Raw genomic sequence first — 23,058 nt, 5'->3', positions numbered from 1 at the left:
GCAATCGCAATACAGTCGCGGGTCATCCGGAGTCAGCACTTCAATTGGGCCTGCACCGCCCGACTCATGCGCCCGAAGTAGCCGTTTTCCAGGTTGATCGGGCCGGGTTCGCACTCATAGCGCTGGGCGAGGGTGTGCCAGTGCGGTTCGTTCTCAGCATTCCTTGGCATGGCGAATCTCTTTAGTGGCGGGGGGCAGGTTTACCGTGTTTGGCGCGCAGCGGTTCGAGCAATTCGGACAGGCCGTTGTGGTCGATTTCCTGCATCAAGGCCAGCAAACCGCCTAGTTCGCCGTGGGGGAAACCTTCACGGGCGAACCAATTCAGGTAGGGCCCAGGCAGGTCGGCAATGATCCGGCCCTTGTATTTGCCGAAGGGCATTTGGCGGGTGATCAGCAGTTCGAGTTTTTCGGGATTCATGAGCGTCGCAGGGTTGAGGCCAGGCTTTCGAAAATACAGGCATTCTGCATGAAGGCCAAATGACAGATCATGCAAATAACCAAGATACAGATGGTTCAATAATTCGTAAGCTATTGAAAATAAACATAAAAATTATTTTTTAAAACCTGGCACGGGCGCTGCAATAACCAAGGCAACCTTCTAACCCGTACAAGGAATTGAAAAATGACTGATATCAACAAAGAATCGATCTCCGTACTCAACGACCTGATCGAGACCAGCATCGACGGCCAAAAGGGTTTCAAGGAATGCGCTGAAGACATCAAGCATCCAGAACTCAAGGCACTGTTTGCCAAGCGCTCCGCTGATTGCGCGACAGCCGCCGCTGAACTGAAAACGGCTGTGCGTGCCTTGGGTGGCGATCCTGAAGATTCCGGCAGCATGGCCGGCGCCCTGCACCGTGGCTGGGTCGACGTGAAGTCGATGGTCACTGGCAAGGACGAAGAGGCGGTATTGAACGAAGCCGAGCGCGGTGAAGACCACGCATTGAAGGCTTACCGTGAAGCGATCGAGAAGATCAACAAGCACAACCTAGTGGGCATTCGTGATTTGGTTGAGCGTCAGTACCACGGCGTACAGCGTAACCACGACCAGGTAAAAGCCCTGCGTAACCAGGCTCGCGCTCAGTCGTAAGCCATACGCTGGACCTAGTGTGGGAGCGGGCTTGCTCGCGAAAGCGGTGGATCAGTTACTGTTGTATTGACTGATCCACCGCATTCGCGAGCAAGCCCGCTCCCACATTTGTTTAATGCAGAGGCTGGAATTCAGATCAGCCGATGCTGATCGGCGGCAACTCGGTCAAGGTCACGACTTGCTGCTTACGCGGTGCCAGAATCTCTGCCTCGCCATCTACCACCAACTCATCGCGCTGGTTGAACACCCGAGTGGCAATGCGCACGCGAAACTTCGGCAGTTTCTCGAGGATTTCCAAGCGCACGGTCAGGGTGTCGCCGATCTTCACCGGTTTCTGGAAGGTCATCTGCTGGCCAATGTAAATCGTGCCCGGCCCAGGCAGCTCGCAGGCCACCGCGGCGCTGATCAGCGCACCGCTGAACATGCCGTGGGCGATGCGCTCCTTGAACATGGTCGCCTTGGCGTATTCGGCGTCCAGGTGCACCGGGTTGTGGTCACCCGACATGGCGGCGAACAGCTGGATATCGCGCTCTTCGACGGTTTTGCTGAAGCTGGCAGTCTGGCCCACTTCAAGCGCTTCGTACGGGGTGTTGGTTACCTGGGTCATCTGAAGGTGCATCCTGTGGCTTAACGGTAATTAATCGGCTGATTTTAAAGCAAAAACTATTCGCAGCGGGCGGGCCTGCGCAACGCCAGCGCCTGGTCGAGCCAGGCCAGCAGGTCGGCGGTGACTTCATCGCGGTTGGTTTCGTTGAACACCTCATGGCGCGCCTGCGGGTAGAGCGTCAATTGCACGTCCTGGCAACCGGCTTCACGCAGGGCGTGGGCCAGGTTCTTGAGACGCTTGCCTTCACTCACCGGATCACAATCGCCGCCCATCACCAGGACCGGCAGGCCAGGATCGATCTGCGCCAGGTTGGAGACTTTGCTGATCTGCTGCAAGCCGCCCAGCAGGTCGATCCACAGTTGATTGGTGCAACGAAAGCCACAGAGTGGGTCGTTGATGTACTTGTCCACTTCAACCGGGTCGCGGCTGAGCCAGTCAAAGGCGGTGCGATTGGGTTTGAAGGCTTTGTTGAATGAGCCGAACGACAGGAAGTCGATCAACGCACTGCGTCCTCGAAGGCCTTGGCGTGCTCGCTCGATGCGCGCAATGATTTGCGCTGCACGGTAGAGGGCCACCGGCTGGAAATTCGAACCGCTGAGTATTGCGCCATGCAAGCTGGCGCTGTGATGCAGCAAATACGCCTGGGAGATATAGCTGCCCATGCTGTGGCCCAGCAGGATGATCGGCAGCCCGGGATGCTGTTGGCCGATGTGCTGATTGAGGCTGGCCAGGTCGCCCACCACTTTGTTCCAGCCATCCGTCTCAGCATACAGCCCAACGGTGCCGGCCTCTGCGGTACGGCCATGCCCACGCTGGTCCAGTGCATACACGCCCAGGCCTGCCGCACACAATGCCTGTGCCAGGCGCGCATAGCGGCCGCCGTGCTCGGCCATGCCATGGGAGAGCATCACCACGGCCCTGGGCGGGCCGTCGGGCAGCCATTGGTTGACGTACAGACGGGTGTGGTCGTTCGCGGTCAGCCATAAGGTGCTGTGGTTCATGGCGGCTTCCTTTGCTCAGGGTGGTTGCATTGTATAGCTCATCCGGCGTGGGGCGGGGTATCTGCCTACGCCTTAGGTGCAAGATTCATACAATCAATGACACAGTTCAGCGTCTTGCCTGTTTGGCCATAGCTGCTAACTTCCCCAAAGCTCCGCTTCTTATTGCTGCACATCTGCATGGCAGCGGCCGGACACACTCAGGTATAGAGGACAAGAATAATGCAACCTGATTTCTGGAATGACAAACGCGCGGCGGGCGTCCCCAATGCCATCGACCTCAGCACCTACAAGTCGGTGATCGAGGTCTTCGAGCGTTCCTGCAAGACCTTCGCCGACCGTCCGGCATTCAGCAGCATGGGCATTACCCTCACCTACGCCGAGCTTGAACGCCAAAGTGCGGCGTTTGCCGGTTACCTGCAGCAGCACACCGACCTCAAGCCCGGCGAGCGCATCGCGGTGCAGTTGCCCAACGTACTGCATTACCCGGTGGCGGTGTTCGGCGCACTGCGCGCCGGGCTGATCGTGGTCAACACCAACCCGCTGTATACCCCGAGGGAGATGCGCCACCAGTTCAAGGACGCCGGTGTGCGCGCGCTGGTCTATCTCAACCTGTTCGGTTCGCGGGTACAGGAGGTGTGCGCCGATACCGAGATCGACTACCTGATCGAAGCCAGGATGGGCGATTTCATGCCCGCCGCCAAAGGCTGGCTGGTCAACACCGTGGTCGACAAAGTCAAGAAGATGGTTCCGGCCTACCACCTGCCGCGGGCAGTGTCGTTCAAGCGCGCCCTGCGCATGGGCGCGGGCTTTGGGGTGACGCGCCACCCGGTGACCCTGGACGATATCGCCGTGCTGCAATACACCGGCGGCACCACCGGCCTGGCCAAGGGCGCGATGCTCACCCACGGCAACCTGGTGGCGAATATGCAGCAGGTGCGGGCGTGCATGTCGCAACTGGGCGACGACGGCCATCCGCTGATCAAGGAAGGGCAGGAGGTGATGATTGCACCGCTGCCGCTGTACCACATCTATGCATTCACGGCCAATTGCATGTGCATGATGGTCTCCGGTAACCACAACGTGCTGATCACTAACCCACGGGACATCGGCGGGTTTATCAAGGAGCTCAAGCAGTGGCAGTTCTCCGGCCTGTTGGGGCTGAACACATTGTTTGTGGCGCTGATGGACCACCCGGACTTCAAGACCCTGGATTTCTCCCACCTGAAGATCACCAACTCCGGCGGCACTGCCCTGGTCAAGGCTACGGCGGAACGCTGGAAGGCGCTGACCGGCTGCGCCATCGGTGAAGGCTATGGCCTCACCGAAACCTCGCCAGTGGCCAGCACCAACCCCTACGGCGGGCTGTCGCGCCTGGGTACCGTGGGCATCCCGGTGCCGGGTACGGCGATGAAAGTCGTGGATGACCTGGGGCAAGAACTGCCGTTGGGCGAGCGTGGCGAGCTGTGCATTCAGGGCCCGCAAGTGATGAAGGGCTACTGGCAGCAACCGGCCGCCACCGCCGAAACCCTGGACGCCGATGGCTGGTTGAAGACCGGTGACATTGCGGTAATCGATACCGATGGCTACATCAGCATTGTGGACCGCAAGAAGGATTTGATCATCGTCTCGGGTTTCAACGTGTACCCCAACGAAATCGAAGACGTGATCATGGCCCACCCGGCCGTGGCCAACTGCGCCGTGATCGGCGTGCCGGACGAGCGCACGGGGGAGGCGGTGAAACTGTTCGTGGTGGCTCGGGCCCAGGGGGTGAGCCTTGAGGAACTGAAAGCGTACTGCAAGGCCAACTTCACCGGGTACAAGGTGCCCAAGCATATTGTGTTGAGGGAGTCGTTGCCGATGACGCCGGTGGGCAAGATCCTGCGCCGGGAGCTGCGCGACATCGCTTGAAATTGAAACAGGGTAAAAAAATGTGGGAGCTGGCTTGCCTGCGATAGCGGTGGATCAGTCAATTCAACAGGTGACTGAAACACTGCTATCGCAGGCAAGCCAGCTCCCACATTGCCATTCTGCACCCTTGAGAGCTTGTTCTAGAGCCATTCCTGGCGTTATAGAATTTTTGCTCTAAAAGTGACCATTGGATATTCTTGAGTCATGTTTATGACTGTAGGGCCCTCTTTTGGCTCTAGGCGGCCCTTGGCAAAGCTGCTACTCTCGGCGCGCTTTGTGACTTCTAGGCCTGCTTGAAAGCGCCAGACTCACCTAAAAACATACACCAATAATAATCGCATCAAATGCGATGATGAATTCGCGTCGCTGAGGAGTGGGCTTCCATGAATGAAGACTTTTGGAAGGATAAGTACCCCGCCGGGATTGCTGCACAGATCAATCCAGACGAGTATCCGAATATTCAGGCGGTACTGAAGCAGTCCTGCCAGCGCTTCGCTAACAAACCGGCTTTCAGCAACCTGGGCAAGACAATCACCTACGGTGAACTGTACGAATTGTCCGGCGCATTCGCCGCGTATCTGCAACAGCATACCGACTTGAAGCCTGGCGATCGAATCGCCGTGCAACTGCCCAACGTCCTGCAATACCCGGTCGCCGTATTCGGTGCTATCCGCGCCGGCCTGATCGTGGTCAACACCAACCCGCTGTACACCGCGCGGGAGATGGAACACCAATTCAATGATTCGGGGGCCAAGGCCCTGGTTTGCCTGGCCAACATGGCGCACCTGGCTGAAAAAGTCGTGCCCAAGACCGCCGTCAAACATGTGATCGTCACCGAAGTCGCCGACCTGCTCTCGCCGTTCAAGCGCGTGCTGATCAACAGCGTGATCAAGTACGTGAAGAAAATGGTCCCGGCCTATCATCTGCCCCAGGCCATCAAGTTCAACGATGTACTCGCCAAGGGCCATGGCCAGCCGGTCAACGATGCCAGCCCGGCCAGCGGCGATGTGGCCGTGTTGCAATACACCGGCGGTACTACCGGCGTGGCCAAGGGCGCGATGCTGACCCACCGCAACCTCGTGGCCAACATGCTGCAATGCAAGGCGCTGATGGGCTCCAACCTCAACGAAGGCTGCGAGATCCTGATCACGCCGCTGCCGCTGTACCACATCTATGCCTTCACCTTTCATTGCATGGCGATGATGCTGATCGGCAACCACAACATCCTGATCAGCAACCCGCGCGACCTGCCGGCGATGGTCAAGGAACTGTCGAAGTGGAAGTTCAGCGGCTTCGTCGGCCTCAACACCCTGTTCGTGGCGCTGTGCAACAACGAAGGTTTCCGCAAGCTGGACTTCTCTGCGCTGAAAGTCACCCTGTCGGGCGGCATGGCGTTGCAACTGGCGGCGGCGGAGCGTTGGAAGGCCGTGACCGGCTGCGCGATCTGCGAAGGCTACGGCATGACCGAAACCAGCCCGGTGGCCACGGTCAACCCGATCCAGCACATCCAGATCGGCACCATTGGCATTCCGGTGCCTTCCACCGTGTGTAAAGTCATCGCCGACGACGGCACCGAGCTTGCACTGGGTGAAACCGGCGAGCTATGTGTGAAAGGTCCGCAAGTGATGAAGGGCTACTGGCAGCGCCAGGACGCCACCGACGAGATGCTCGACAGCGAGGGCTGGCTGAAAACCGGCGACATCGCGATCATCCAGCCAGACGGCTACATGCGTATCGTCGACCGCAAGAAGGACATGATTCTGGTCTCCGGTTTCAACGTCTACCCCAACGAGCTGGAAGACGTGCTGGCGGGCCTGCCGGGCGTGCTGCAGTGTGCGGCCATCGGCGTACCGGATGAAAAATCCGGCGAGCACATCAAGCTGTTCATCGTGGTCAAGCCAGGGGCTACGCTCACCAAGGACCAGGTGATGGAACACATGCGCGCCAACGTCACCGGCTACAAGGTGCCCAAGGCCGTGGAGTTCCGTGATGCGTTGCCGACCACCAACGTGGGCAAGATCTTGCGGCGTGAATTGCGGGATGAAGAGCTGAAGAAACTCGGTCTTAAAAAGTAACCCATAAAAAAACCCCGCTGATGCGGGGTTTTTTATGTAGGAGCGAGCTTGCTCGCGAAAAACGTCAACGGTAACGCGTGCTTCCTGGATAAACGCGGTGCCTGTGAGTTTTTCGCGAGCAAGCTCGCTCCTACAAAAAGCCTGTCAGGGCAGCCCGCACGGTTTTTACAGGGCGAACTGCGCGAAGCTCACACCCGCACCGGCGGGGCGTACGTCCTTCAAGAACGAATCCTTGTCGGCACTCAACTCCAGGGTAATCTCCGGTTTGCGCTTGCCCGCATTGCGCACCACCAGCCCTTCGAGTTTTTCACGCAGGAACACGGTCGGCACCTTCAGGTGCAGCAACTGGTCGGTGTCGGCGTTGTGCATCAACAGGTGGACCCACTCGTACTGGCCCACGGCAATGCGCCCCACCGGCAGGTCGAACCACCAGATGTTGCGTTTGCGGTCCAGGTCGGTGAAGTGGCAGTTGTTGACGCCGAGTACGGCACCGCCCAGTTCCTGGTTTCTGCGGGCAATGGCCTGTGCTTTATTGAGTTTCATAACCTTCCTACGGGATCTGTTATTCAGCGTTGCAGCCTGAATGTGCCGGGCATTCTCGTGGGTTGGCTGCAAAACATAAAGCCAAACCTGCCGTATTCGATGAAATGCTTGCGCAAAAATAATTGAAACTCTGCCGCTGCGCTTCAGGTCAACCGCTACGTAGTGACCATAAACCATTTGATTGTTATCAGGAGTAATACCATGAGCAGCACTTCCGATAAGGTAAAGGGCTTGGCGAACGAGGCTGTCGGTAACATCAAGCAAGGCGTCGGTAAAGTCACAGACAACGACAAACTGCGTGCTGAAGGCGTGATTCAAGAGAAGAAAGGCGAAGCGCAGCAAGCAGTGGGCAAGACCAAGGACGCAGTGAAAAAAGCCACTGAGTAACACGTCCTGGCGGGCAGCCCCCAGCAGCCCGACGGCCATCCACGGATGGCCGTTTTTGTATCCGGTGCTGCAACTAAACTTTCGAAATTGTTTCAAAGTCGCCAAATGGGCTACTTTGATGTAGAAAACGGCCCCTGAGTCGCCCACGAACTCAACCTCTTTGCGGCGAAAGGAGACGCTATGCTTTTTCCGGTACTCGATGGTCTCAAGCTGCACAAGGTGCTGGTACGCACCATCAAGGAATTCGTCGATGACGAGATGCCTACCTACGCCTCGGCACTGGCCTACCAGATGCTGTTCTCGTTGTTTCCGTTCCTGCTGTTCCTCATTGCCCTGATCGGCTTCCTGCACCTGCCGGACTTCTTCAGTTGGCTGCGCCTGCAATCGGAACTGGTGTTGCCTCCCCAGGCGCTGGAGCAGGTCAACCCGGTGATCGACCAGTTGCAGCAGTCCAAGGGTGGCTTGCTCTCGGTGGGTATCGTCATCGCGCTGTGGACGGCCTCTGCGGGCGTGCGCCTGATGATGAGCGCCATGAACGCCGCCTACGACGTGGTTGAAGGGCGGCCGATCTGGAAGCGTTTCCCGCTGTCGATCTTCTACACCGTGGGCATCGCCGGCATGCTGCTGGCCGCCGCCGCGCTGATGGTGCTGGGCCCGCAAGTGATGGAGTGGCTGGCCGGGCAGATCGGCATGCAGGAATTCGTGGTCACGCTGTGGACCATCCTGCGCTGGCCGCTGATTGTGATCTTGCTGATGTTCGCCGTGGCCCTCATGTACTACGTGATGCCAGACGTTGAGCAGGAATTTCGCTTTATCACCCCCGGCTCCGTCTTGGCCGTGGTGGTATGGATCGTCGCCTCCCTGGGCTTTGGCTACTACGTCAAGACCTTCGCGGACTACAACGCCATGTATGGCAGCATAGGTGCGATCATTGTCTTGCTCCTGTATTTCTACATCTCTGCCGCCGTACTGCTGCTGGGCGCAGAGATGAACGCCGTGATCGAACACATGTCTGCCGAGGGCAAGGACCCTGGCGAAAAGGAAATAGGCGAGCCGGGCCACACCGATGAAAAACAACACGTCTCTGGCCTAGGCCGGGACCACTCCAAGCCCATGACCGAGCCTGAGCAATGATCCGTGAAATCCTGAAAATGGGCGACGAGCGCCTGCTGCGTATCGCCCCGCCGGTGCCGCCGGAAATGTTCGACAGCCCTGAGTTGTGGCAACTGATCGACGATATGTTCCAGACCATGGAGCACGTGGGCGGTGTTGGCCTGGCTGCGCCGCAGATTGGTGTGGACCTGCAATTGGTGATCTTCGGTTTCGAGGCCAGCGAACGCTACCCTGACGCACCGCCGGTGCCGCAGACCATCCTGATCAACCCGCTGATCACACCGCTCAGCCCGGTGCTGGAGGAGGGCTATGAAGGTTGCCTGTCGGTGCCGGGCCTGCGCGGCGCCGTGAACCGTTACCAGCAGATCCGCTACGAAGGGTTCGACCCCAAAGGCGAGCCGATCGTACGCTTTGCCGACGGCTTCCATGCGCGGGTGGTGCAGCATGAGTGCGACCATTTGATCGGCCGGCTGTACCCGTCCCGGATCACCGATTTCAGCAAATTCGGGTTTATTGAAGTGATGTTCCCGGAGCTGGACCCAACGGCCGACGAATAACGTTACTGGCACACCTACAGTTCAACTGTGGGAGCTGGCTTGCCTGCGATGGCGGTGTATCAGCTACAAATAAGGTGGCTGGCCCACCGCTATCGCAGGCAAGCCAGCTCCCACATGGGGTCAGCGTTTATCCAGGGCATTGAGCCCCATCGCAATCATCGGTTTATTACGCTTGTAACGCACCAGCCGTTCACTCAGCGATTGCGGCAAAACTGTGTCCTGGCTGAACCCCATCCCCTGATACAACCGTTCCAGGTCTGGATGGCACAGCAACCAGACCGTCCCCTCACAATCCGCCACGGCCTCGCCAATCAGTCGCGCCGCCAGCCCCTGGCCACGATGAGTCGGCGCCACAAACACCCCCGTGAGCCACTGCCCACCCACCACCGGGCTCAGGCACACACCGGCCACAATCTCGCTGTCGCGCGCCACCCACAATTGCCCGTCCTTGAGTGCCTTCATCGACGAGTCATGGCTGCGGTAAAACTTGTTCAGTAAGGGCCATAGCGGCGGCGCCAGCCGTTCGATGTGCATGTCAAAACCACTCAGAGGGCGAGGCGCGCATTGTAGCCTCTGCGGTACTTGCATGTGGTTATATAAAAATACGTTTTAAGTATTATTAAAGCATAAGCCGCCTTGTTAGGATCGCTTCACCGGAACACCGGACATACCACGCAACCTATTAAGAAGGAGCCACTATGTCCGGCGCCGCTTGCACCGCCCCCTCAACTCCCGTGCTCACGCCGAAGACATCGCCTGTTATCGGCCCTGAACCCCATGCACCTCCCACCCTGGCTGTGCCCACTCGGAACCTGTTGTGAATCGAACCACCAAGAGGCGACTTATGAAAGCAATCAAACACCTGCTGGGCAGTTCGCTGCTGGCATTGGCGGTATTGGCGCAGCCCACCTCAGCGGCCGAACCTTCCACGTTGCGCATCGGCTACCAGAAAAGCTCGGTCAGCATGGTGCTCGCCCGTGAGCACAAGCTTTTTGAAGCGGCGCTGCCCGGCACCCAGGTGCAGTGGACTGAGTTTCTCGGCGGCCCGCCGCTGATCGAAGCGCTCAACGCCGGCAGCCTGGACATCGGCAACATTGGCGATATCCCGCCGATCTTCGCCCAGGCGGCCGGGATCGACTTGCAGTATTTCGCCGTCGAGCCTAACGAAGGCAAGACCGAAGCGGTGCTGGTGCCCAAGGCCAGTACGGTGCAGACCGTGGCTGAACTCAAGGGCAAGCGCGTGGCGTTGCTCAAGGGCTCCAGTGCACACAACTTGTTCCTCAAGAGCCTGCTGCGCGCCGGGTTGCAGTGGAAGGATGTGAACGTGGTGTACCTGTCGCCTTCCGACGGCCGTGCCGCATTCGAACAAGGCAAGGTGGACGCTTGGGTGGTGTGGGACCCGTACTACTCGGCCGCCGTGATCGACGGCTCGGCACGCGTGCTGGGGGATGGGCAAGGGTTGAACCCTGCGGGCAGTTTCTTCGTGGTCAACCACCCGTTTGCCAAGCAGCACCCCGAGGCCATCGCCACGATTATCCAGACACTAGGCAAGGCGCAGCGCCTTTCGCTTGACCAGCCCGATGCGAGCATCGCGCTGATGGCCGGCACTTTGGGGCTGCAACCGGCGGTGGTCAAAAGCTACTTCGAACATCGCTCCCCTGAACCGATCCGCCCCTTGGAGGCCATCGACATTGCCAACCAGCAACGCACCGCTGACCTGTTTTTTGCCAACGGCCTGATCCCGAAAAAAGTCGATGTGCAGCAGGTGGTCTTCAAGCCTCTTGATCGTCCATGAGCCAGAGCCCTGAAACGATGCCATCAGCCGCGCGAGCGGGCGAGCAGGGGGCGCCCTTCATTGACGAGTACCCGGAATGGCAAAGGTGTATGCAAACTCAATGGGCGCTTCTGACGTTTTGACAGTGAAGTTCACTTTGCCAGTGAATATTCCTGAAGCTTTATTGTAATAAACAGCGTAGGTACCGCTGTCTGAGTAATAGAATTTTCCATTGGGTGATTCGATTTTGGCGTAGAACGTGTAGGGGATGGAGCCGTCATCGGTAAACGTGCCCTCTGAGTCTCCTTCTTTGGCCTCCACCACTAAAGTGACTCTTAGTTTTATGCCGTCTGGTTTATCAAGGGATGCGTTTAACTGTAAGTTTGGGCCTACTTCATAAAGAATGACCGATTCAGCCTTGAAGGCAAACTCTAAAGGTCGTGTAACTTCAAGAGATCCCGTTGTGTAATTTTTTAACATGACTAAGTTCTCTCTGTGAGAGTGAGTATCGGAATGCAGCGTTTTCTGCAGGCGAGACGTGATTATGCGCTGGGGTGATAGTATTTCAACTGTCAGGTCTGACAGTGTCGCTGTCCACTTGTGTGGCTTATTGTAGGGGGTTTTAATTGCTGTTACTGAGCAGGCTTATTGCTAGTTGCTATAATGACGCGGCAGGAAAAACTATTCGTTGCGGGTTGTTGTATCAGTAGCGTCGGCAGTCAGTTCAGTTCGACGCTGCAATTGCAATAACCGAACACTGCGCTGATCCCCTGTGAAAAAAAGATTCAACTGTGGGAGCGGGCTTGCTCGCGAATGCGGTGCTTGAGCCAACTTATCAGTGACTGACACTCTGCTTTCGCGAGCAAGCCCGCTCCCACAGTTGCTCTGCTGTGTGGCTCAGATCGCGGCCAGGGTTTCTTTGCTTGTCTGGGCTGGCGAAGCAGTGGCCTTCGCCGCTACCTGCTGCTGTTGCTGCTCCTTCAAGCGCTCGGCCACTTGTTTGGCGATGGCGTCTTGTTGTTCCTGGGGCATTGCCTGCACGTGTTCTTCGGTCAGCCATTGTTCCTTGAGCAACTGTTCACGAATACGTTCGGCCGGGGATTTGCTCATGTATTCGGTGAACTCAGTACGCGCCCCGTTAGTCGTGGCCTGTAACTGCACGCGAGTCTTGGCGAAGGCTTCGTCGATGCGATCGCTGGCCTTGTCCAATTCCTTCTGAGCGGCCGGCACCGTGACGCTGTGTTGCGCAGCCTGCAGGGCGCCGCTATAGAGCGCACTGGCGGCGGCGTTGGCGGGGTCCATGTCGGGTCGTGTGATCTGTTGCACGTTCGACGCCGCTTGAGTGTTGTTAACCAGCATGATCGGTCACCTATGAAAATAGACGGTGCGACAGCTGGAGCAAATACTGTGCCGGATGCCAAACCCCAGTGTTTACTGGGGCTGGCGCAGCCGGCGCGGCAAGCCGTCTCCCTTGTGCGGCCAACCGTTGCCGTCAGTGAGCGATGTTCTCCAGCGCCAGGTTCCGCGTGCGCGGCCCAAACCAGCTGATAGTAATCATCACAATCAACATGCTGCTGGCAATAAACGCCAACACACCCGGCGTGCCCAGGTGCTCAAGGATAAAGCCGATCAACAGGCTGCTGAACACCGTGGACAAACGGCTGAACGAATAACAGAACCCCACCGCCCGCGCACGAATATTGGTGGGGAACAGTTCGCTCTGGTACGAGTGATAGCTGAAGCTCAGCCAGGCGTTGCAGAAGGTAATCATCACCCCGCAGAAAATCAGCCCTGACGCGGTGGTTTGCAGGGCAAACAGGCTGCCGAAGATCACCGCCCCCATGGCCGAGCCGACAATCTGCCATTTGTTTTCAAAGCGGTTGGCCACCTTGACGAACAACAGCGGGCCCAGCGGGTAGGCGAGGGTGATGATGAAGGCGTAGAGCAGGCTGTGGGTCACGCTGACACCCTGGCCCGAGAGCAACGCCGGCAGCCAGTTGCCAAAGCCGAAGAAGCCGATGGCCTGGAATACATGGAACACGATCAGCATCAAGGCGCGGCGACGGTAGGGCGGTTGCCAGATATCGGCGAAACGGCCACTGCCCTGCACGCTGATTGCTTCGGGCTCCGGCTCGTCCAGCGGCTTGCCATGATCCTTTTGGCAGCGTGCTTCCAGGGTGTTCAGGATCGTGTCGGCCTCTTCGAACCGCCCCTGTTGTGCAAGCCAGCGCGGTGACTCCGGCAGGCGCTTGCGCAGTTGCCAGATAAACAGCGCAAACACCGCACTTGAGAGCACCACCCAGCGCCAGCCCGCGATACCCAACGGCGCCTGTGGCACCAGCCACCACGACATCAAGGCCACGGCTGGCACCGACAAAAACTGGATAAAAAATGCGAAGGCAAACGCCGAACTGCGCATGCGCTTGGGCACCAGTTCCGAGAGGTAGGCATCGATGGTCACCAGTTCGATACCCAGGCCAATGCCCACCAGAAAGCGCATGCAAATGATGCCCGCGGCCGAGGTTTGAATGCCCATCAACACCGTGGCCACCGTGTACCAGACCAACGCAAAGGTAAAGATCGCCCGGCGCCCGAAGCGGTCGGCGATGGGGCTGAGCAGGCTGGCGCCGAGGAACAGGCCCAGGAACGTGGCCGAGGCGAACGCGGCCTGGTCCGAGAAGCCAAACACACCTTCGCTGCCGGTATGAAAAATCCCGTCGCTGATCAGGCCAGGGCTGATATAGGCGGTCTGGAACAGGTCATACAACTCGAAAAAGCCGCCGATGGAAAGCAACGCCACCAGGCGCCAAATAGTGGCGACGGCGGGGAGGCGGTCGATGCGGGCGCTGATGTGGGCGGCTCGGGTGGGGTCTGAGACGCAGGCGGCGAGTGTGGGCATGAATAACCTTCAGTTAGCAGCGAGTTGGAAGCTTCGAGCTTTAAGCCAAACCGCTATTGGGCGTGGAGCTTAACGCGCGCAACTGCTTCTCTAATTGTGGCCGTCGAGAGCGAACGTCTTGAAACCGGCGTGCTGGCTGAGGCGTTGGTAATAGGCCGCGATGGCGGGGCAGGGTGGCCGCTCCATGGGTGTCATCTGCCACCGATGTACCGAAAGGCCTATCAAGATGTCAGCGAGGGTGAACTCTTCGCCGGCGACGTAGGCACAGGTTTTGGCCAACTGTTGTTCCAGCAAGGCCATCTTGTCATTCCAGGCCTGCACACCCGCCTGGATGCGTTGCGGGTCCTGATAGTCCGGGTTTTGACGCACCAATGCGTGGAACGCATAGCCCCACGAAGGGTTGAGCTCGGTGGCTTGCCAGTCCATCCACTGTTCGACCCGTGCACGCAAGGCAGGCTCAACGGGTAGCAAGTCATGGCGCTGATAGAGGCCGACCAGGTAGCGGCAAATGGTATTGGACTCCCACAGCACGCCATGGTCGTCGATCAGCACCGGTACCTGGGCGTTGGGGTTCAAGGCGAGGAAATCGGGGGATTGGGTAGGCTTGAAACCGATGCCCCAGTCTTCGCGCACATAGTCGATGCCCAGCTCCTGGCAGGTCCAGAGTACTTTGCGCACGTTGATGGAGGAGGTGCGGCCCAGGATTTTCAGTGAATGGCCCATGGTGCTTCCCTGAAGATGACGAGATGACAAGGGCAATTTAGCAGGCGTCGCGGGCTACGACGAGTGTTTGGGCGGTTAGGATTAACGTATCGCTCGCGGGAGTCGAGAAGGCGTTTCAAGAACGTGCAGGCTTTGAATGTTAAAGCCCGCACGTAGCAGCAGGATCACTCTTCACTAAAGTTGTTCACGTTGAAAGTGCCCACAAATTCACTTCCCCGAGAGATGAAGGAGAAGTTTCCTGTGAGGTGCTGGGCTTGTCTTATAAGTGTAATGTTAAAGGTTCCGCTTTCGGCATCATAAGCGATACCTTCATTACCTATGTAATGGTCGAAATAGGCGAAAGGAACTCTTTCGGGTATAGGGCCAAGTTCACCTTTGCTCTCGCCATCCGGTGCTGGCAGTACCAGTCCAACCTGCAGAACTTCATCTTCCTTATCCTCGATATAGCAACGGCCCATGACTAGAAGGGTTTGTGTTCTATCGTATAAAAAGATTTGGGTGGCAGCGAACTCGCCATAGGGAGATTTGCTAAGCGTGAAGCTCGCTGTTGATCTGTGACGTTTTCTTTTTTTAGCGTCCATAGTGCAGGCCTCTTTTGAAGTAGTAAGAACCACTGTTGAGTGCAAGCGGTAATTCGATTAAATGACGGACTTTCAAAGGTGTCTACTGGTAGATCTCACAGTTGTTATGCTGTATTTCAAGGAATAGGGTGAAGGGTTTTGACGCTGCGATCCGTGGTGGCTAACGCAGTAAATTAAGAAGGCTTGCTGCCGATTTCGAAGTCTGAGTCACTGGAAACATCGACTGACGGACGGCTATCGGGAGCAAGCCCCTCCCACTCTTTGGCCGATAGAGGTCTTAACAGCGTGGTGCGTGCTGGTCCATGGCCTTGCCCACCAGCAATACGCTCAGCTCGCTCAATTGATGAATGGCCAGGGCCACATCGCGGTGTTTGCCGGTGAGGTCATCGGACAGGTCGAGCAGGAGGGTACTGACGGAACAGACGGTTTCGTAGCTGTTGGCCAGCAGGGTTTCGGTGGAAACATCGGGGATGAGTGTGAAGAGGGTGGTGGGCGGCGTATCGATTTGTTTGATCATTAGAGCATCCTGGAATGGGCTGCCGCCGTATCGCTACTAAACGAGGGTGGCAACTGTACGCAGGTTAGTAGACCGGTGGACACTCAAAGCCGGCGCACCCGAAAGTGCCCTACGCACAGCCGCCATTAACGCGGGCAGACTTATGCACTTAGAGTGACCGAACTCGGGCTACTAAACCCGATCACCGAGAAATTCAGCGACCGTCAAACCTTAGAGACCGCCACCGAGGCGCACAAGCCGGCGGATTCTGACGTAAGCGTAGGCAGCGGAGCAAGGCGCTTGCTGCAATGTCAGTCACTTCCTACAGGCGTCCCACAGCGCTCTGACTGCTCTTACACGATTACGTAGGAATTCTGAGTTTCAGGTGGTTCAGTTAAAGATTGATTGACTGACCCACCGCCTTCGCGAGCAAGCCCGCTCCCACAGGGATCTGTGCCAGGCGCTGATTCTTTGGACACTACATGGCCCATGTGGGAGCTGGCTTGCCTGCTCCCACATTGAGTGCGTTCGGCTCGACGCTCAGGTGCTTTCGCGCACCTGCAACTCAAACCCCATATCCACCACCGGCTTGGCCACCTTGTTGCCCGCCATGATCGTCAGCAGATGCTCCGCCGCTCGGCGCCCGATGGCTTCCCGTGGCGTGCTGATGCTGCTCAGGCGCGGCACCATGAAGGACGAGGCGGGTAGGTCGTTGAAGCCCAGCACGGCTACACGTTCCGGCACCTTGATGCCGTGGCGCAAGGCTTCGAGCAGGGCGCCCTGGGCCAGGTCGTCGTTGCCGAAGAAGATCGCGTCCACATCCGGGTGGGCGGCCAGCAGTTGCAAAAACAGTTCGCCACCCAGGCCCACGGAGGACGGGCGTGGCGTCAGCAGTTCCAGCGCCGGGTCGTACATGCCTGCTTGCTGCAAGGCGCGACGAAAGCCTTCGCCACGCAACAAGGTGCGTTGGTCCAGTTGTGCGCCGATATAGGCCAGGCGCTTGCGACCCCGGGACAGCAAGTGCGCCGCCGCTGTCTCACCGGCGGCCAGTTGCGAGAAGCCCACGCAGTTCACCCCAGCATTGGGATCCAAATCCATCATGTACACGCAGGGCACATTGCTGGCCTCGACCATTCGTCGCGCGCTTTCGGTGCGGTCAAAGCCGGTCAGCAACAAACCCCGTGGCTGGTAGGCCATGTAGTTGCGCAGCAGGTCTTCTTCTTCATCGCGCGAATAATGGGAGTTGCCGATCAGTACTTCAAAGCCCTTGGGCCGCAGTACCTGATGGATCGCTTCCAGGGTTTCGATAAACAGCAGGTTGGAGAGTGACGGCACCAGCACCACCACCGAATGGCTCTGCGCCGAGGCCAGGGCGCGGGCGGCGGGGTTGACCACGTAGCTCAGTTCGGCGGCGGCCTGTTGCACCTTTTCTACCAGTTCGGTGGCCACCGTGCTGATACCGCGCAAAGCACGGGAGGCAGTAATCGGACTGACGCCAGCCAGGCGGGCAACTTCGTTCAAGGTGGGGCGACCCGTTGTGCGGGTATTTTTATCGTTCTTAGAGGTCATCAGGCAGCTTGCCAAACAAAAATCGAGGCACTAAGGTAGCGCTGTCTCCAAAGGGCTGCAAATTATTGAACCTAGGGTTGCCTGATCCGGTTCGAATGATTGGAGCAGATGCACGCGTCACTCCATAAAAATGACAAGTCGGCGCGGGAAAAGCCTGTTTTTGCACTAGCCTTACGCTATGCAAAGGTAGCGCTATCTGCGTCCTGAGGTGTTTCATGAGTCAACCTGTTACCGCCCTGGTCATCATGGGTGTTTCTGGCTGTGGCAAGTCCAGCGTCAGCCAAGCCCTGTGCGCCCTGAACGGCGCCACTGCCATTGAAGGCGACAGCTTTCACCCTGCCGCGAACATCGAAAAGATGAGCGCCGGCCACCCCCTCAACGACGACGACCGCGCCGGCTGGCTCGACATCCTGTGCGATGAACTGCGCCGCGCGTTGAAAGCCGGCGAGCATCCCGTACTGACCTGTTCGGCCCTGAAGAAAAAATACCGTGACCACCTGCGCGAAGCCGCGCCGGGCCTGGGTTTTGTCTTCCTGGAGCTGACCCGCGAAGTCGCCGCCGACCGCGTGTCTCACCGCCCCGGCCATTTCATGCCGGCAAGCCTGATCGACAGCCAGTTCGCCACCCTTGAATCGCCCAAGGGCGAGCCGCTGACCCTGGCGCTCAACGCCAGTGAAGACAGCGTCGAGGAACTGGCCAACCAGACCAACGCTTGGTGGCACAAGCACGGCTTTGAACCTACTCATTAATTTTTTGCCGGAAAGATAGCGCTATCCCCGGCAGGAAGTTCAACACCCGCTTTAATAACAACAACAAACAGGAGAGACCCCCCATGTTTGGCATGTCCCACGAGTCTTACCTGCTGCTAGATGCAGTAGTCACTATCATCGGGTTGATCGTACTGATCACCAAGTTCAAGGTGCACCCGTTCATTGCACTGATCATCGCGGCCGGCTTCCTTGGCCTGACCTCGGGCATGCCCGTGGACAAGATCATCAAGGCGTTCCAGGACGGTTTCGGCGGGGTGCTCGGCTTTGTCGGCATCATCCTCGCGCTGGGCACGATGCTCGGCAAGATGATGGCCGAGTCCGGCGGTGCCGATCAGATCGCCCAGACCCTGATCCGCGCCTTCGGCAAGGAAAAGGTCCAGTGGGCGATGATGTTCGCCGCGTTCCTGGTGGGCATCCCGCTGTTCTTCGAGATCGGCTTTGTGTTGCTGATCCCGCTGGTGTTTATCGTCGCCCGACGTACCGGCGTGTCGCTGATCAAGATCGGTATCCCGCTGCTCGCTGGCCTCTCGGCGGTGCACGGCCTGGTGCCACCGCACCCGGGCCCGCTGCTGGCCATCGGTGTGTTCGGCGCCGATATCGGCAAGACCATCCTGTATGGCCTGATCGTTGCCCTGCCGACCGCCATCATTGCCGGCCCGATCTTCGGTACGTTCATCGCCAAGTACATCCCCGGTAATCCGTCCCAGGAACTGGTGGACCAACTGGTCCGCGAGACCGATAACAAGTCGCTGCCCAGCTTCAGCATCACCCTGATCACCGTGCTGCTGCCGGTGTTCCTGATGCTGCTCAAAACCTTTGCCGACATCGCGTTTGCCGAAGGCAACGTGGTGCGCAACTGGATGGACATGATCGGCCACCCGATCACCGCACTGTTGCTGGCCTTGCTGTTGTCGCTGTACACCTTTGGCCATCGCCAGGGCATCCACTCCAAGCAGATCCTCAAGTTGCTCGACGCCAGCCTTGCGCCGACCGCCGCGATCATCCTGATCATCGGTGCCGGTGGCGGCTTCAAGCAGATGCTGGTGACCAGCGGCGTGGGTGACGTGATCGGCCATATGGCGGTGAACGCGCAGATCAACCCGATCCTGCTGGCGTGGCTGGTGGCAGCGGTGATTCGGATTGCCACCGGTTCAGCCACGGTCGCGACCATTACCGGCGCAGGCATTGTGGTGCCGGTGGTGGGCATGATCCCTGGGGTTAACCGCGAGTTGCTGGTGCTGGCGACGGGCGCAGGTTCGTTGATCCTGTCTCACGTCAACGATGCGGGGTTCTGGCTGGTCAAGCAGTACTTCAACATGACCGTGGCCGAGACGTTCAAGACCTGGACGGCGATGGAAACCATTCTGTCGATCGTGGCGCTGATCTTCATCATGTTGCTGTCGTTGGTGGTGTAAGCCACACCCCAAAGCAAGGGTGGGAACTGATCAAATGTGGGAGCTGGCTTGCCTGCGATAGCGGTAGTGAATCCAACACTGCCATCGCAGGCAAGCCAGCTCCCACATTCATTGGGTTTCTTCAGGGGGGCAGGTCAGGCTTTGCTGACCAACCCATCCGCCCTGAACATCCCGCGAATCCCGCGCACGGCCTGGCGAATCCGGTCCTGGTTTTCGATCAGCGCAAAGCGCACATGATCGTCGCCATACTCACCAAAGCCGATGCCCGGCGACACACACACCTTCGCTTCCAGCAGCAGTTTCTTGGCAAACTCCAGCGAGCCCATGGCCGCGTACTGCTCGGGAATCTTGGCCCAGACATACATCGACGCCTTCGGGTTCTCCACCATCCAGCCCAGCTCATGCAGGCCCTTGACCAGCACATTGCGGCGCTGGCGGTACTGCTCGGCGATGTCTTTGACGCACTGTTGGTCGCCTTCCAGCGCCGCAATCGCCGCCACTTGCAGCGGGGTGAAGGTGCCGTAGTCGTGGTAGCTCTTGATGCGCGCCAGGGCGTTGACCAGTTCCGGGTTGCCCACCATGAAGCCGATGCGCCAGCCGGCCATGTTGTAGCTCTTGGACAGGGTGAAAAACTCCACCGCAATGTCCTTGGCGCCGGGCACTTGCATGATCGACGGGGCTTTCCAGCCGTCGTAGACGATGTCGGCGTAGGCCAGGTCGTGCACCACCAGTACGTCGTACTGCTTGGCCAGGGCGATCACCCGTTCGAAGAAGTCCAGTTCCACACACTGCGCGGTCGGGTTGGACGGGAAGCCGAGGATCATCATCTTCGGCTTGGGGATCGAGCCGCGAATCGCGCGCTCCAGCTCAGCAAAGAAATCCACGCCGGGTATCAACGGCACCGAACGCACTTGGGCGCCGGCAATCACTGCGCCGTAGATATGAATCGGGTAGCTGGGGTTGGGCACCAGTACGGTATCGCCCTGGTCCAGGGTGGCCAGCATCAAGTGCGCCAGGCCTTCCTTGGAACCGATGGTCACGATGGCTTCGGACTCCGGGTCGATATCCACCGCGTAACGGTCCTTGTACCAGCGCGAAATCGCCCGGCGCAGGCGCGGAATGCCTTTGGAGGTGGAGTAGCCGTGGGTGTCTTCACGCTGGGCGACGGTGACCATTTTCTCCACGATATGAGGAGGCGTGGCGCCGTCAGGGTTACCCATGCTCAAGTCGATGATGTCTTCGCCGCGCCGACGCGCAGCCATCTTCAGCTCGGCAGTGATATTGAAAACATAGGGGGGGAGTCGATCTATGCGCGCAAAGCGGCGCGGCGAACCTTGGTCTGCCATTGTTGCCTCGAGGTACGTAAGCGCCCGGAACCGTCCGAGCGACGTCGGCCACTGCGGTGGCCTGCGGGGCAGACAATACGGGCGATGATGGTCCGTTGTCCAGATACGTATGAAATTTTTCTACATGGAGTACGACGCGGATATGCCCCTATACTCGATGCGGGTTTGTTCCCTCATAAGAAGGAGACTGTTCGTATGGATCAGCAGACAAAACAACCGTTGGAGCCACGCCTGGAAGCTGGCAAGGCCCTGGTGATCGCCGGGGTGCAAGGGCGATATTCGAAGGCCACCGTGGGCGATATCCCACGGCTGTGGGAATTGTTCGATACCTGCATCAAGGACATCAAGAAGCGCGTCGGCGGTGTGACCTATGGGGTGTGCCATAACCCGCATCACGGCGAATTCGATTACCTGGCAGGGGTTGAAGTCCCGGCTAAAAAGGACGTGCCGAGCAATTTCGAGTACATCGAAATCCCGCCGCTCAACTATGCCGTGTTCCCCCACTACGGGCCGGTGCAGGCGCTTGAGCAAACCTACGAGCGCATCATGTTTGAATGGCTGCCGCATTCGGGCTACAAGGTCATGGGTGCGGATTTCGAGCGCTACAGCGCGGATTTCGATGCCAGGAAGGGCACGGGGACGGTGGAAATCTGGCTGCCGATCGGGGAGCGGGGCTGACACTGCACCGGATGTCACGTAAACAGAACATGTTTACGTGACATTGCCGCTATGGATCAAGCCTGAAACCCAACCGACGCTCATACCCCACGCGGCCCTTGTACGCCTCACCGCGATCCACCCATCCCGCCCCCAGGTACAACCCCATCGCCGCCAGGTTGTGGGCATCCACCGACAACTCCAACCCCATGATCTGCGGCCATGCCTCGCGCGCCACGGCGGGCAACGCCTGCAAACACGCCTTGCCGTAACCACGCCCCTGCTGATGCCGGTCTACCTGTAGCGCGTGGAGTGTGGCGCTGTGTTCATCGGCCCAATGAGGCAGGCACGGGGGGCGCTTGAGCAGCAGGAACGCCACGGGAAGGTCATCGGCCAACAGCGCAAAGCCCTTGACCCCAGGGCTCGGGTTGGCGAGCAGGGTATTGAGGGCGCAATACATGTCACCGCAAAACGGCAGTTGTTCAGGGTGAACTTCGATGGCGCCGACGTGCTGTTGTTGCACAGCGTTCAGCGCCTCGTAGGCGACAAGGCGGGTTTGCATCGGGCTGTCCGAACGGCTGCAAGGGAAGGGGCAGTTTATCGGGTTTGGGCCATGGGAAATTATTTTTCAGGGGGATGTCGATTTCCCTTTGGGCCATTCGACTAAGGGTGTCTTCCGTGATTTTCCACCCAAGGAGTCATCGCCATGAGCACTGCCATCAAGAGCCTGATCGAGCAATGGAAACACGCGGTTGTCAGCCGCGATATCGACAAGATTGTCAGCTTTTACGCCGACGATATCGTCTCGTTCGACGCCGTAACCGCCCTGCAATTCAAAGGCAAGGCGGCCTACCGCGCGCATTGGGAAGCGTGTATGGAGCACTGCCCCGGCCCCGGTATTTTCGAGTTTCATGAACTGCATATCGTCGACGCGCCAGACAGCGCGTTCGCCCACTGGCTTGCCCACTGCGGCGGTGCCGGGCCGGATGGCGAGGTGAAGGCCTGTTGGATGCGCGTAACCGCCGGCTACCAGCGTATCGATGGCCAATGGAAGGTGGTGCATGAGCACTGGTCGGCACCGTTTGATATGCAAAGCGGCACAGCGTTGTTCGACCTGAAACCTTGAGCACCGCGAACTATAGTCACTAGTCCGAAAACGGAGAACGCCATGAAATACCTGTGCCTGATCTACAGCAACGAACAGGTGTTGCACACCTCGCCCGACAGTCCTCACGACTCGGAATGCCTTGCCTACGCCGAGTCCATCCAGGCCAGCGGGCGCATGCTGGCCGCCGAGCCGCTGGAGTCGGTGACCACCGCCACTACCGTGCGCATGCGCAACGGCAAGCTGTCGATCACCGACGGGCCGTTTGCCGAAACCAAGGAGCAGCTCGCCGGGTTCTACCTGATCGACGCCAAGGACCTCAATGAAGCGCTCCAGGTGGCGGGCGGCATTCCGGCGGCCCGGGTCGGCAGTGTGGAAGTGCGCCCCGTGCGCCAATTGAATCTCTCAACACAATAATCAAAAGACGTGAGGAGGTTTCCCC

Annotated in this window: 26 protein-coding genes and 1 pseudogene; 12 read left to right on the top strand and 15 right to left on the bottom strand. The window is 58.6% G+C overall.

Annotation, left to right across the window (positions count from 1 at the left end; genetic code table 11):
• Positions 1-44: 44 nt before the first annotated feature.
• Both HU731_RS09325 and HU731_RS09320 read right to left on the bottom strand, forming a co-directional pair.
• A pseudogene (locus HU731_RS09325) lies at positions 45-170 on the bottom strand (aminotransferase class V-fold PLP-dependent enzyme); the annotation flags it as partial.
• Between the two features lie 11 nt (positions 171-181).
• Entirely contained in the window at positions 182-418 is a 237-nt protein-coding gene (locus HU731_RS09320) for a DUF3820 family protein (protein ID WP_008056784.1), read from the bottom strand.
• A gap of 204 nt (positions 419-622) precedes the next feature.
• Here HU731_RS09320 and HU731_RS09315 point away from each other — a divergent pair, with 204 nt between their 5' ends.
• Positions 623-1,090, top strand: coding sequence for a ferritin-like domain-containing protein (locus HU731_RS09315; RefSeq protein ID WP_014719659.1), 468 nt, complete (start codon positions 623-625; stop codon positions 1,088-1,090).
• Between the two features lie 136 nt (positions 1,091-1,226).
• On the opposite strand, the gene HU731_RS09310 is transcribed toward HU731_RS09315, so the two are convergent.
• Positions 1,227-1,697, bottom strand: a complete 471-nt coding sequence (locus tag HU731_RS09310; RefSeq protein WP_003193747.1) for a MaoC family dehydratase — start codon at positions 1,695-1,697, stop codon at positions 1,227-1,229.
• Between the two features lie 56 nt (positions 1,698-1,753).
• On the bottom strand, positions 1,754-2,698 hold the full coding sequence (locus tag HU731_RS09305; RefSeq protein ID WP_186608620.1) for an alpha/beta hydrolase: 945 nt from the start codon (positions 2,696-2,698) through the stop codon (positions 1,754-1,756).
• Positions 2,699-2,917: 219 nt separating this feature from the next.
• Here HU731_RS09305 and fadD2 point away from each other — a divergent pair, with 219 nt between their 5' ends.
• Both fadD2 and fadD1 read left to right on the top strand, forming a co-directional pair.
• Complete coding sequence (fadD2, locus tag HU731_RS09300; RefSeq protein ID WP_186608619.1) at positions 2,918-4,606, top strand: long-chain-fatty-acid--CoA ligase FadD2; 1,689 nt, start codon at positions 2,918-2,920, stop codon at positions 4,604-4,606.
• Between the two features lie 383 nt (positions 4,607-4,989).
• Positions 4,990-6,681, top strand: a complete 1,692-nt coding sequence (gene fadD1, locus HU731_RS09295) for a long-chain-fatty-acid--CoA ligase FadD1 (RefSeq protein ID WP_186608618.1) — start codon at positions 4,990-4,992, stop codon at positions 6,679-6,681.
• Between the two features lie 165 nt (positions 6,682-6,846).
• Here the strand turns inward: fadD1 and HU731_RS09290 are convergent, their stop codons facing one another.
• Entirely contained in the window at positions 6,847-7,224 is a 378-nt protein-coding gene (locus tag HU731_RS09290; RefSeq protein WP_098950536.1) for a hypothetical protein, read from the bottom strand.
• A gap of 201 nt (positions 7,225-7,425) precedes the next feature.
• Here HU731_RS09290 and HU731_RS09285 point away from each other — a divergent pair, with 201 nt between their 5' ends.
• From HU731_RS09285 to def, 3 genes are all read left to right on the top strand, one after another.
• Positions 7,426-7,611 carry a CsbD family protein gene (locus HU731_RS09285; RefSeq protein WP_003193737.1) on the top strand — a complete coding sequence of 62 codons (186 nt, stop codon included), beginning with the start codon at positions 7,426-7,428 and terminating at the stop codon, positions 7,609-7,611.
• Between the two features lie 180 nt (positions 7,612-7,791).
• Positions 7,792-8,745 (top strand): YihY/virulence factor BrkB family protein, encoded by a 954-nt coding sequence (locus tag HU731_RS09280; RefSeq protein WP_032895581.1) that lies wholly within the window; start codon positions 7,792-7,794, stop codon positions 8,743-8,745.
• Positions 8,742-9,281 carry a peptide deformylase gene (def, locus tag HU731_RS09275; RefSeq protein WP_003193731.1) on the top strand — a complete coding sequence of 180 codons (540 nt, stop codon included), beginning with the start codon at positions 8,742-8,744 and terminating at the stop codon, positions 9,279-9,281. Before HU731_RS09280 ends, def begins: the two co-directional genes overlap by 4 nt.
• A gap of 120 nt (positions 9,282-9,401) precedes the next feature.
• Here the strand turns inward: def and HU731_RS09270 are convergent, their stop codons facing one another.
• Positions 9,402-9,815 carry a GNAT family N-acetyltransferase gene (locus HU731_RS09270; protein WP_186608617.1) on the bottom strand — a complete coding sequence of 138 codons (414 nt, stop codon included), beginning with the start codon at positions 9,813-9,815 and terminating at the stop codon, positions 9,402-9,404.
• 310 nt (positions 9,816-10,125) lie between these two features.
• Here HU731_RS09270 and HU731_RS09265 point away from each other — a divergent pair, with 310 nt between their 5' ends.
• Positions 10,126-11,076, top strand: a complete 951-nt coding sequence (locus HU731_RS09265; protein WP_186608616.1) for an aliphatic sulfonate ABC transporter substrate-binding protein — start codon at positions 10,126-10,128, stop codon at positions 11,074-11,076.
• A gap of 57 nt (positions 11,077-11,133) precedes the next feature.
• On the opposite strand, the gene HU731_RS09260 is transcribed toward HU731_RS09265, so the two are convergent.
• The 7 genes from HU731_RS09260 to gntR form a co-directional block, all read right to left on the bottom strand.
• Complete coding sequence (locus HU731_RS09260; RefSeq protein ID WP_186608615.1) at positions 11,134-11,535, bottom strand: hypothetical protein; 402 nt, start codon at positions 11,533-11,535, stop codon at positions 11,134-11,136.
• A gap of 417 nt (positions 11,536-11,952) precedes the next feature.
• Positions 11,953-12,414 carry a hypothetical protein gene (locus HU731_RS09255; protein ID WP_186608614.1) on the bottom strand — a complete coding sequence of 154 codons (462 nt, stop codon included), beginning with the start codon at positions 12,412-12,414 and terminating at the stop codon, positions 11,953-11,955.
• 133 nt (positions 12,415-12,547) lie between these two features.
• On the bottom strand, positions 12,548-13,954 hold the full coding sequence (locus HU731_RS09250; RefSeq protein ID WP_186608613.1) for an MFS transporter: 1,407 nt from the start codon (positions 13,952-13,954) through the stop codon (positions 12,548-12,550).
• A 90-nt stretch (positions 13,955-14,044) separates the two neighbouring features.
• Entirely contained in the window at positions 14,045-14,677 is a 633-nt protein-coding gene (locus HU731_RS09245) for a glutathione S-transferase family protein (RefSeq protein WP_186608612.1), read from the bottom strand.
• Between the two features lie 164 nt (positions 14,678-14,841).
• Positions 14,842-15,258, bottom strand: coding sequence for a hypothetical protein (locus HU731_RS09240; RefSeq protein WP_186608611.1), 417 nt, complete (start codon positions 15,256-15,258; stop codon positions 14,842-14,844).
• Between the two features lie 277 nt (positions 15,259-15,535).
• The gene (locus HU731_RS09235) at positions 15,536-15,775 is read right to left on the bottom strand and encodes a DUF6124 family protein (RefSeq protein WP_186608610.1); all 240 of its coding nucleotides are present in this window, start codon (positions 15,773-15,775) and stop codon (positions 15,536-15,538) included.
• A 519-nt stretch (positions 15,776-16,294) separates the two neighbouring features.
• Positions 16,295-17,326: an HTH-type transcriptional regulator GntR gene (gntR, locus tag HU731_RS09230; RefSeq protein WP_161793224.1), complete on the bottom strand. Its 1,032-nt coding sequence runs from the start codon at positions 17,324-17,326 to the stop codon at positions 16,295-16,297.
• Between the two features lie 212 nt (positions 17,327-17,538).
• Here gntR and HU731_RS09225 point away from each other — a divergent pair, with 212 nt between their 5' ends.
• Positions 17,539-18,072, top strand: a complete 534-nt coding sequence (locus tag HU731_RS09225) for a gluconokinase (RefSeq protein ID WP_186608609.1) — start codon at positions 17,539-17,541, stop codon at positions 18,070-18,072.
• Positions 18,073-18,155: 83 nt separating this feature from the next.
• A complete protein-coding gene (locus HU731_RS09220) occupies positions 18,156-19,508 on the top strand; it encodes a GntP family permease (RefSeq protein ID WP_186608608.1) in 1,353 nt (450 codons plus the stop codon).
• 134 nt (positions 19,509-19,642) lie between these two features.
• On the opposite strand, the gene alaC is transcribed toward HU731_RS09220, so the two are convergent.
• Positions 19,643-20,854 carry an alanine transaminase gene (alaC, locus tag HU731_RS09215; RefSeq protein WP_032895593.1) on the bottom strand — a complete coding sequence of 404 codons (1,212 nt, stop codon included), beginning with the start codon at positions 20,852-20,854 and terminating at the stop codon, positions 19,643-19,645.
• Between the two features lie 195 nt (positions 20,855-21,049).
• Here alaC and HU731_RS09210 point away from each other — a divergent pair, with 195 nt between their 5' ends.
• Complete coding sequence (locus tag HU731_RS09210; RefSeq protein WP_186608607.1) at positions 21,050-21,532, top strand: GyrI-like domain-containing protein; 483 nt, start codon at positions 21,050-21,052, stop codon at positions 21,530-21,532.
• A 49-nt stretch (positions 21,533-21,581) separates the two neighbouring features.
• Here the strand turns inward: HU731_RS09210 and HU731_RS09205 are convergent, their stop codons facing one another.
• On the bottom strand, positions 21,582-22,073 hold the full coding sequence (locus HU731_RS09205; protein WP_186608606.1) for a GNAT family N-acetyltransferase: 492 nt from the start codon (positions 22,071-22,073) through the stop codon (positions 21,582-21,584).
• Between the two features lie 144 nt (positions 22,074-22,217).
• Here HU731_RS09205 and HU731_RS09200 point away from each other — a divergent pair, with 144 nt between their 5' ends.
• Together HU731_RS09200 and HU731_RS09195 are read left to right on the top strand one after the other, a co-directional pair.
• Positions 22,218-22,637: a YybH family protein gene (locus HU731_RS09200; protein WP_186608605.1), complete on the top strand. Its 420-nt coding sequence runs from the start codon at positions 22,218-22,220 to the stop codon at positions 22,635-22,637.
• Between the two features lie 42 nt (positions 22,638-22,679).
• Positions 22,680-23,033 (top strand): YciI family protein, encoded by a 354-nt coding sequence (locus HU731_RS09195; RefSeq protein ID WP_186608604.1) that lies wholly within the window; start codon positions 22,680-22,682, stop codon positions 23,031-23,033.
• Positions 23,034-23,058 lie beyond the last annotated feature (25 nt).

This window comes from Pseudomonas salmasensis (assembly GCF_014268375.2).
In the GTDB taxonomy this organism is placed as follows: Bacteria; Pseudomonadota; Gammaproteobacteria; order Pseudomonadales; family Pseudomonadaceae; genus Aquipseudomonas; species Aquipseudomonas salmasensis.
This window is presented reverse-complemented; position numbering and strand designations above follow the sequence as displayed.